This is a genomic window from Seleniivibrio sp., from assembly GCF_021209385.1.
Classification (GTDB): Bacteria; Chrysiogenota; Deferribacteres; order Deferribacterales; family Geovibrionaceae; genus Seleniivibrio.
Genome location: NZ_JAJOIL010000020.1, coordinates 1 through 9,355 on the forward strand (window position 1 = coordinate 1; position 9,355 = coordinate 9,355).

At 47.5% G+C, this 9,355-nt stretch carries 6 protein-coding genes; 4 read left to right on the forward strand and 2 right to left on the reverse strand.

Features of this window, described 5'->3' with window-relative positions; translation table 11 throughout:
• Nucleotides 1-201 precede the first annotated feature (201 nt).
• The 4 genes from LRY47_RS05660 (at nucleotide 202) to LRY47_RS05675 (ending at nucleotide 5,920) form a co-directional block, all read left to right on the forward strand.
• Nucleotides 202-1,605: an ATP-binding protein gene (locus LRY47_RS05660; protein ID WP_295223355.1), complete on the forward strand. Its 1,404-nt coding sequence runs from the start codon at nucleotides 202-204 to the stop codon at nucleotides 1,603-1,605.
• A gap of 45 nt (nucleotides 1,606-1,650) precedes the next feature.
• On the forward strand, nucleotides 1,651-1,911 hold the full coding sequence (locus LRY47_RS05665; RefSeq protein ID WP_295223356.1) for a hypothetical protein: 261 nt from the start codon (nucleotides 1,651-1,653) through the stop codon (nucleotides 1,909-1,911).
• 95 nt (nucleotides 1,912-2,006) lie between these two features.
• Nucleotides 2,007-3,782 carry a single-stranded-DNA-specific exonuclease RecJ gene (gene recJ / locus LRY47_RS05670; RefSeq protein WP_295223357.1) on the forward strand — a complete coding sequence of 592 codons (1,776 nt, stop codon included), beginning with the start codon at nucleotides 2,007-2,009 and terminating at the stop codon, nucleotides 3,780-3,782.
• Nucleotides 3,764-5,920, forward strand: a complete 2,157-nt coding sequence (locus LRY47_RS05675) for a bifunctional (p)ppGpp synthetase/guanosine-3',5'-bis(diphosphate) 3'-pyrophosphohydrolase (RefSeq protein WP_295223358.1) — start codon at nucleotides 3,764-3,766, stop codon at nucleotides 5,918-5,920. The genes recJ and LRY47_RS05675 overlap by 19 nt, the downstream gene beginning before the upstream one ends.
• 294 nt (nucleotides 5,921-6,214) lie before the next feature.
• Here LRY47_RS05675 and LRY47_RS05680 read toward each other — a convergent pair whose 3' ends face one another.
• On the reverse strand, nucleotides 6,215-8,608 hold the full coding sequence (locus tag LRY47_RS05680) for a flagellin (protein ID WP_295223359.1): 2,394 nt from the start codon (nucleotides 8,606-8,608) through the stop codon (nucleotides 6,215-6,217).
• Between the two features lie 457 nt (nucleotides 8,609-9,065).
• Nucleotides 9,066-9,355: flagellin (locus LRY47_RS05685; RefSeq protein WP_295223360.1), on the reverse strand; the 290-nt coding region annotated here is incomplete at its 5' end.

Genomic DNA, 9,355 nt, shown 5'->3' on the forward strand with positions numbered 1-9,355 from the left:
GACTAACGGGAAATCGTTGATTATGGAACAAATAATCAGTGCTAAAAAAGACGGTGGTTGTCAATGCAAGACAAAGCACCCTAAAGGTAGGTGATGCTTGTCTGATGTCTACCAGGTGGTGGAAGAAGCTACTAACAAAATGAAATGATGTAAAGAATTCGGGAATTAATAAAACACATTAAGAATTCAACTTATGCTGTCTTGACAAGGGGTGGCACTATACCCCATGCAGATTTTTCCGGTGATCCCTACGCCCAGTTCGGCATAAATCAGGCGAAATTATTTCTGCGCCATAAACTTGATGTCGTGATATTTTTCGGTATCTTTAAATATATCCGCCAATCCTACGAAGATCTTATACAGCTGCACAGCACGGAGGAAGAGGACTGCCGCCTGTGCCGTTCTTTTATGAAACGCTACTTTGACCATGTTGAGCTCGGTTTCATGAGCGAGTACAAAGAGTATGCGAATCGCGGGTTCCGCGAGAGCTGTGAAAAAGCAACAGTGAACGCCGGCATAAGACTTGCGGAGAGTGAATCGTTCCGCAGCGCCCTTCTTGAAGGCATAGCCGGAGCAGCGCTTGTTCTGAACATGGAGACAGGCACCATTGAGGAATACAACCGCAGAGCGAAAGAGTTTCTGCCTTTTTTAAACGGTGAGGAGCGAACGCAGGAACCGGTATTTTACGATGACACGGGTTCAAGACCTATGGGGCTTTTCGAGCTGGCGGACAGAGCGGGCAGCAACGAGGAAAAACTGATGGAAACCAGAGGCGGTGTTGTGCCGATAAGGGTTTTCAGTATAGAGGTGTGGCTGCAGAGCCAGAGACACAGATTCGTAATAATGTTTGATATCACAAGGGAAAAGATGCTTGAGCGAAGGCTTGGACACGTTCAGCATCTTGAATCAATAGGTGAGATAGCGCTTAGTCTTCCGATCCGGATGGGAAGCGCCTCCGCAGAGATAACATCCACATTGAAATCCGCCGTTCAGGCACTTCAGGAGTGTCCGAACAGATGCGGAGCCATCGCCACCAGCGAACTTCTGCCCCATGTAATTGAGGCGGAAAAGAGTATCAACGAACTGACGGAGATTCTGAACGCACTGGCATCCATAACCCAGAAAGACAATATTGAAAAGGAACACATTGTCATTGATTCACTGGTGAAAAACTGCGTACTGCTCACCCGTGACAAGTGGCGCCCTTATTGCGAAATGGAACTTAAACTTGCGCAGCAGCAGGGTGTTCTCAGGTGCTATGCGGACGAAATAGGGCAGATGATACTGAATCTGCTTGTGAACGCAGCCTATGCAGTGCGTAAAAAGAGCGAGGCGGACGGCACGAAAGGCATTATTACCGTTTCAACCAGATATACTAAAGATTTTTTCGAGCTGAAGATAGCTGACAACGGAATAGGCATTAAGAAGCAGGATTACAAGCGCGTTTTTGACCCGGGGTTTACCACAAAAGAGGTGGGCAGAGGCACGGGACAGGGATTGGCACTTGTTTACGATATCGCTGTCAACAGGTACAAGGGTACGATACAGTTTAAAAGCACGGAAGGACTGGGTACCGAATTCACCGTGCGGATTCCTCTTAACTGATTTTTCTGCTGGTAAAAAGAAAACTTTTGGATTATATATAGCCCCATGAACATGAAACGCTTCAATCAATACTTCGGCGGAAAATATATGAGATACTGGTACGTTGCATTCGTGCTGGTTATTTCCTGGTTTGCGCTGAATCTTTTTAACAACGGCAGTGTAAACAGGTATGAACTCACCGCTTACGATTCAAACGGAAAAGTTATCGACAGCATGATGGTGGACGCCTCCAGCATGAGCCAGCCGGAAACGCTTCCTGTGCCGAAATCATACAAACCTGTAAAACCTGTTAAGTTCCTCCCCTGATACCCTGTTTTCTTCCGTTATTCATTAATTGTCTTGCAATAAAAGTGTTTTGGGATAATAATATATGATTGCGGACAGTATGAAAGGAAAGAAAGATGCCGGGTCTCACATATCGGAGCCAAAAATATAAATGGGTCTATCTCCGTTCGGAGAAACTGCTCATAAAAGAGCTGTCGGGTCAGTTCGGTCTTACGGACTGTATCACTGAGGTTCTGTATAAACGCGGTATAGTGGAACCGGGCGCCCTTCAGGCATATTTTGAAACACCGCTCACCGGACTGACTTCGCCTTTTCTTATGAAAGATATGGGTAAAGCGGCTGAACATATCGCTCTTGCCATTCAGAATCACGAAAAAATCTGCGTTTACGGGGATTACGACGTTGACGGCGTTACGTCGGTGGCTCTTATGTACCACTTTTTAAGCGAGGTCGGAGCGGATGTGATGTATTACATCCCCAACAGACTGGAAGAGGGATACGGACTCAATATCGCCGCCATTGATGAGATAGCATCTTCAGGTGTTAAGCTTATAATAACAGTTGACTGCGGGATAAACGCTGAGACCGAGGTTTCCCATGCCGTGCGGATGGGCATGAAGGTCATAGTTACCGATCACCATCAGCCTTCGGAAAGAATTCCGGAGGACGCCTGCGCAGTGGTTAACCCTATGCGGGAGGACGACACCAGCCCTTTCAAATGCTTTTCCGGTGTGGGAGTGGCTTTCAAGGTTGTTATGGCGCTCCGCTCAAAGATGAACGACATGGGCAAATTCGGCGAAAGAACCCCTAACATAAAGAAATATCTCGACCTTGTGACACTCGGCACCATTGCCGACGTGGTTCCGCTTACTGGAGAGAACAGAATATTCGTCCGACACGGACTTGAGATACTTTCCGGCAAGGACTGCCGCGCGGGTCTCAAGGAGCTTAAGCGGGTTGCCGGGGTTGACGGCGGAAAGGTTACGACCACCCACGTAGGGTTCGGGCTTGCGCCCCGTATAAACGCGGTGGGCAGGCTTGGCAATTCCGACAAGGGATTGAGACTTCTCATCACCTCCGACAGAGCGCAGGCAAAATTCCTTGCCGACGAGCTTGACCGCGAAAACAAGGACAGGCAGGAGATTGAGAAGGACATAATAGAGGAATCATTCAAGCGTGTTGAAAAGAACCGCCTGAACGAAAAATATAAAGGACTGGTGCTTTATTCTAAAGAGTGGCATCAGGGTGTTATCGGAATAGTCGCATCAAGGCTTGTGGAGAGATACCACATGCCTGCCATCGTACTTACGTTTGACGACGGTGTAGGCAAAGGATCGGGAAGGAGTATCCCGTCGTTCGACCTTTACAAAGGACTTGAACAGCTTCAGGATATTCTGCTCTCTTTCGGCGGACATAAATACGCGGCAGGACTGAAGATTTCAGAAGAACACATCACCAGTCTGCAAAAACGTTTTCACACGGCTGTTGACGAAAGTCTCACTGAGGACGATTTTGTAGCTGAGCTTAAGATAGATTCATTCATAGAACCGGAGAGCCTGAATGCCGATTTTATGAAGATGATAGAGAGAATGGAACCATACGGCGCGGGAAACCGCGAGCCGGTTTTCTGCATGAAGAACGTACGCAAATACCAGCCAGCAACATATGTCGGCAGGGACGGCATGCACCTTAAGATGTTTCTGGAAAAGAACGGACGTACGTTCGACTGCATCGGCTACAATATGAAGAGCTATGAAAAGATAGTTGCCGGAAACGAAGTATTCGACGTGGTGTTCACCCCGGTTGTAAACGGGTACTACGGCGGACGCTATATTCAGCTTGTGCTGAAAGATCTGAAACCGGCGGAGGAAGAATGGCAACCAATCGTGTGATCCGTCTTATGGACATACAGGATATGCTCACAGCAAACGGCATTGCCGAAGGGTTTGACCGTGTGCATAAGGCATATATTTATGCAGCGCAGAAACACAGAGGACAGCTCAGAAAGAGCGGCGAACCCTACCTTTCGCACCCTCTGAACGTAGCTTATATCCTTGCTCAGATGAACATGGATGTGGATACCGTTATCGGCGGTCTGCTCCATGACACCATAGAAGATACCGACGCCACATTTGAAGAGATAAGCGAACTCTTCGGACAGGACGTTGCCTTCATCGTTGAAGGTGTGTCCAAAATAGGCAAGATAATATTTAAATCCGCAGAGGAGAAACAGGCTGAGAATTTCCGTAAAATGCTCATTTCCATGTCCAAGGACGTGCGGGTGATAATAATAAAACTTGCAGACAGGCTTCATAATATGCGCACGCTGGACTATCTGGCGGAAGAGAAGAAACAGCGCATAGCCCGTGAAACAATGGATATCTATGCGCCAATGGCGCACAGACTCGGTATCGCGTGGATCAAGTGGGAGCTTGAGGACATGTGTTTCCGTATCCTGAATCCCGACGCTTACTATGATATCTATGAAAAGGTTAAGCTGAAAAGGGGCGAAAGGGAGCAATACCTTGCGGAGATAAAGGAGACTGTGGTCGTGGAGCTTGAAAAGCACCATATCAAGGCCGTCGTCTCCGGAAGACCAAAGCACTTTTACAGTATTTACAATAAGATGATAAAGAAGAAGGTCTCTTTTGAAGAGATATACGACCTTCTGGCTCTGCGCGTTCTTGTTGAGGATATACCCTCCTGCTATGCGGCGATGGGCATAATGCATAACATGTGGAAACCCATTCAGCACAGGTTCAAGGATTATATCGCCATGCCGAAGGCGAATCTTTATCAGTCGCTGCATACCACTATCATCGGACCAAAAGGGATAACCGTTGAGTTTCAGATTCGTACGCAGGAGATGCACAGCATTGCGGAAAAAGGTATCGCCGCTCACTGGAAATATAAAGAGGGCAGACCGTTTGATCCGCAGGAGGACAAAGCCTTTAAATGGCTTCGTCAGCTTCTGGAACAGCACGAACTGCACAGCCCCGAAGACCTCGTGGAAGCACTTAAAGAAGATGTGCTGCCCACGCAGATATATGTTTTCACACCCAAAGGCGATGTTATGGAACTGCCCGTCGGGTCAACCCCTGTGGATTTCGCATACAACATTCACACCGACGTAGGCAACAAATGCAAAGGCGCCAAAGTTGACGGACGCATAGTCCCGCTGAAATACAAACTGCGCAACGGCGACAGAGTGTCCATCATTCTTGGTGAAGACCACAAACCAAGCCGCGACTGGCTGAACTTCGTTAAGACCAGCAAAGCGAAAAACCGTATCCGTGCGGCTCTGCGTAAGATAGATACGGATATGGGACATACCGTCGGGTTCGACCTGCTGGACAAAGAGTTCACCAACGCAGGGCTGGACGTGCGGGAGATATTCAACAAGCCTGATAATATCAGGAAGATAATAGAGCGATTCAAACTGAGGGACGAAGAGGAGATATTCCTCTCTGTGGGCTTCGGGCGTGTTTCACCGAAACAGGTGGTGCATGTGTTCTCCGAACCTGCCTCTCCGCAAAGACTTGAAGACATACAGAAAACACCGCCGAAAGATGCTCCCAGAAAGACAAGTACACCTTTCATTATAGAGGGTATCGACGACGTAATGGTCAAGATAGCCAAATGCTGTACGCCTCTTCCCGGCGACGACGTTGTGGGCTATATCAGCCGCGGACGCGGTATCGTCGTTCACAGGGTGGACTGTACGAATCTGAAAAACACTGCGTTCAGCGACGAAAGGTTGGTGGACGTACAGTGGGATTCCAGAAAAAGCTACAAGATGCCCGTGCGCATACACACTTCCATAGTCGATAAGCCGGGTGTTTTGAGTGCGCTCACCACCGTGCTTAAAGAGATGGGGCTCAATATCCTCGAACTGTCGTCCAAACGGGACAAAGACGGGCTTTCCTCGCAGGATTTCAGCATAGAGGTTCGCAACAAGAGCGAGCTTGAGAGTGTTATCCGCAAGATAAAGACCATAGACGGGCTGCGCGAAGTCAACACCGCTAATTAATATCGTGTCTTTTATGCGGCGCACTACTGCGTCATATCGGCGTTTATAACACTTCGCATTTCTTCGTTGAAATATAAAAATATTGCTCATGTACACATCAGTACACTGCGCATATTTTTTATATTTCGCCTTGAACTGCTCGGTTCTAAACACCGAGCTGGTATCGTGACTGAGCGGAAAAAAACCTGTCTCTGCGAGAAAGTCGCAGACTTACGAAGCAGTCTGATTTCTTTACTTAAACATAAAAAAAAGCGGATCCGAAGATCCGCTTTTTTATATTCTGTGATTTTACTCTTAGCTGAGGAGCTGAAGAGCCAGCTGAGACTGGGAATTTGCCTGAGAAATCATGGCAACGCCGGCCTGGCTGAGTATCTGGTTTTTGGTGAAGTCTGACATTTCAGAAGCCATATCAAGGTCGCGTATTCTGGATTCGGAAGCTGTCAGGTTCTCTCTTGTAGTGTCAAGACCGGTGATGGTGTACTCAAGTCTGTTGATCTGAGCACCGATTGTCGCTCTTGCACTGGAAACTTTGTTCAGCGCTGCGTCGATAGCTGTTATAGCTGATTGAGCGCTCTCCTGATCGACCATAAGCACATCTGCGAGACCAAGTGCGTCTGTGTCTGCCTGAGCGATGCTTGTGTTGATGGTCTGACCTTCGTTCGCACCGATCTGAAGCTCTGTGGAGTTGTCAACAAGGTGAAGTTTTATGTCTTCGGCTTCGCCTGCGGCAAACTTCATTGTTTTCTTAGTGTCGTCCCAAGAGATGTCAAGACCGACTGCGCTGTCTATATTGACGTTTACGCCTGCGATAACGTTTTTCAGAGTGTAGTCGTTAACCTTGTCGGAACCCACAGTTTTACCTGTGTGGGCGTCTGTAACTGTAACTGTCAGTTCGCTGTTTTCGCCTTTCTGTATTTGTGCCAGTGAAAGAGCGTTGATGAGGTTTTCATCACCTACGAAGGACAGCTGGCTGTCAACCCCGAGTTTAGCTGTCTGGATAACGAAAGTACCTTCAACAGCTTCGTTGGAGTTGTCTTTTTCTGTAGTTACATAGTTAACAAGGTTGTTGTTAACGTCTGAAACTGTGTCGCTTACTGAGCTGTCTGCACCCATTCCGAGAGCTTTGATGGCATCTGTAACTTTTGTTTCAAAGTCAGAGATAGTATCGTCACCTTCAAGGTAGATGGTCTGTGAAGTGCCGTTACCGTAGATTGTCAGTTCCTGAGTCTGGTCGAAAATGTTACGTCCGTCGTCAGTTGTGAACAGTGCAACGTCTCTCAGTTTGGTAGCTGATGTGGCGATGTCTCCGCCGCCTCTTACTTCAAGGTCGAAAGAACCTGTGTCTGTAAGACCTGTAGGAGTACCGGCGTTGTTGCTCGCTTCTTTGAAGTTCATTGTCATGGAACCTATGTCAAGGTTACCTGTAGATTCATCAAGAGCGGCATAGTAAACGGTTACGTTGTTGTAATCGATGGTATCGTCGCCGTTATCTGCTTTAGTCAGAGAGTTTGTAGCGGTGTATTGCAGAGTGGGTCCTGCCTGACCGGAAGGTCCGCCGGATATCTGTATAGTACCGCCGCCTGATGTAGCGACGCCTGCGCCTGTGGAGTCACCGGATATGCTCAGAAGTATCTTGTCGCCTTTCTGGATATTGCCGGCAGCACCGAGGTCGATTGTTGTATCGATTGTCAGTGCGTCTCCGTCTGCATCTGTTGCGCCTGTAGCAAGACCTGTAACGGTTATAGTGCTGCCGCCAACGTTGATGGTGGTGTCGGCCCAGTCGCTTGCTTCGCCTGTTTTCGCGTTGACGAATCTCACTGAAACAGCTGCAGTACCTGTAGATGTAGTAGTGAAGTTTTCGTCAAACTTGATCTCAAGGTATCCTGAATCTGAGAAGTCAGTAGAGTTCGCAGCGGCGGATGTAACAGAGAAGCTTGATCCTGCCTGAGCGTAAGTAGCAGTTACGGAAGCAGAAGTGTTTTCCACTGCTGTTTCGCCTACTGTTACTGTGTAGTAGCTTGTACCTGATGTTGCAACAGTTTTGATGTCTGAAACATTGCCAACATTAGTGGTGTTGTCTGTTCCTGCGGCAGTGGTGATCTCACCGCCGACAGCGTCGTCGTTGAGTGTCATAACGTCTGTTTTATAGACGTAGTTCTTTCCCGCTTCAACTTCGATGTTCAGGTTATAGTTGCCTTCCGCAACTTTGCCTGTGACATTTACGTCGATAGCAGATGTTTTGTCTGTCGACCAAAGGGCAGTTGCGTCACCGTTCAGCAGTTTCTTGGTGTTGAATTCTGTTGATGAAGCAACACGGTCGATCTCTTCTTTGAGCTGATCCACTTCTTTCTGGATCTCTGAACGGTCGCTTGATGTGTACACGCCGTTGGAAGCCTGAACAGCGAGCTCTCTCATTCTCTGAGTCATTTCCTGAATGGTAGCGAGACCACCTTCAGCAGTCTGAAGCATTGAAATACCGTCCTGGGCGTTCATGGAAGCTCTTTTAAGACCGGATATCTGCCCGCGCAGTTTCTCAGATATTGCGAGACCTGATGCGTCGTCAGCCGCGCTGTTGATTCTGAGACCTGAGGAAAGTCTTTCAAGGTTTTTGGAAATGTTGTTGCTTGTCTGATTTACATAACTCTGCGCAACGAGAGAGTTCGTGTTCGTGTAAACTGTAAGTGCCATGGTATTACCTCCGTGTAATGATCACCGACCTCCGTGCCGGTGGCTGTTTTATGGCTGTTCTTATTAAACTGTTGTTCCAGAGCAAAATGCCCTATGCCCGATATGAATTGAAGTCTGTCTTTTAACCTCTCTGTAAAGTTATTCGCTTCAAACTGTAACTGAAAACAAAAAAGACCGATGCTGTATTTCCTACAGTCATCGGCCTGAGTGTTTCAGTACCTTTCATATTCTTCTGTTGTGGTATTAGTATCGTCACGGCGAAATGGAAACTTTAAAGGATTTTTTTGAAATTTTTTTGAGTTTAAAAAAATATTGTTATTTATTAGGTATTTATATATTAAAAAATAATAAAAAAAAAGCGAACGACAACGATCCGCTCAGGTTCATTGCAGTCTTTTTTCTGCCTTAAACCTGAGCGGACCCGAAGGTCCGCTCCTGATATTTCGTAACTCTGCTCTTAGTCGAGAAGCTGGAGAGCAAGCTGAGACTGGGAATTTGCCTGAGAAATCATGGCAACGCCAGCCTGGCTGAGTATCTGGTTTTTGGTGAAGTCTGACATTTCAGAAGCCATATCAAGGTCGCGTATTCTGGATTCGGAAGCTGTCAGGTTCTCTCTTGTGGTGTCAAGACCGGTGATGGTGTACTCAAGTCTGTTGATCTGAGCACCGATTGTCGCTCTTGCACTGGATATTTTGTTCAGCGCGCTGTCTATCATAGTGATAGATGACTGTGCGCTCTCCTGATCGA

What these genes read in the sequence shown, in the direction of transcription:
- LRY47_RS05680 (WP_295223359.1), bottom strand. Translation starts at nt 8,608, where the DNA reads ATGGCACTTACAGTTTACACGAACACGAACTCTCTCGTTGCGCAGAGT.
- LRY47_RS05665 (WP_295223356.1), top strand. Translation starts at nt 1,651, where the DNA reads ATGAACATGAAACGCTTCAATCAATACTTCGGCGGAAAATATATGAGA.
- recJ (WP_295223357.1), top strand. Translation starts at nt 2,007, where the DNA reads ATGCCGGGTCTCACATATCGGAGCCAAAAATATAAATGGGTCTATCTC.
- LRY47_RS05675 (WP_295223358.1), top strand. Translation starts at nt 3,764, where the DNA reads ATGGCAACCAATCGTGTGATCCGTCTTATGGACATACAGGATATGCTC.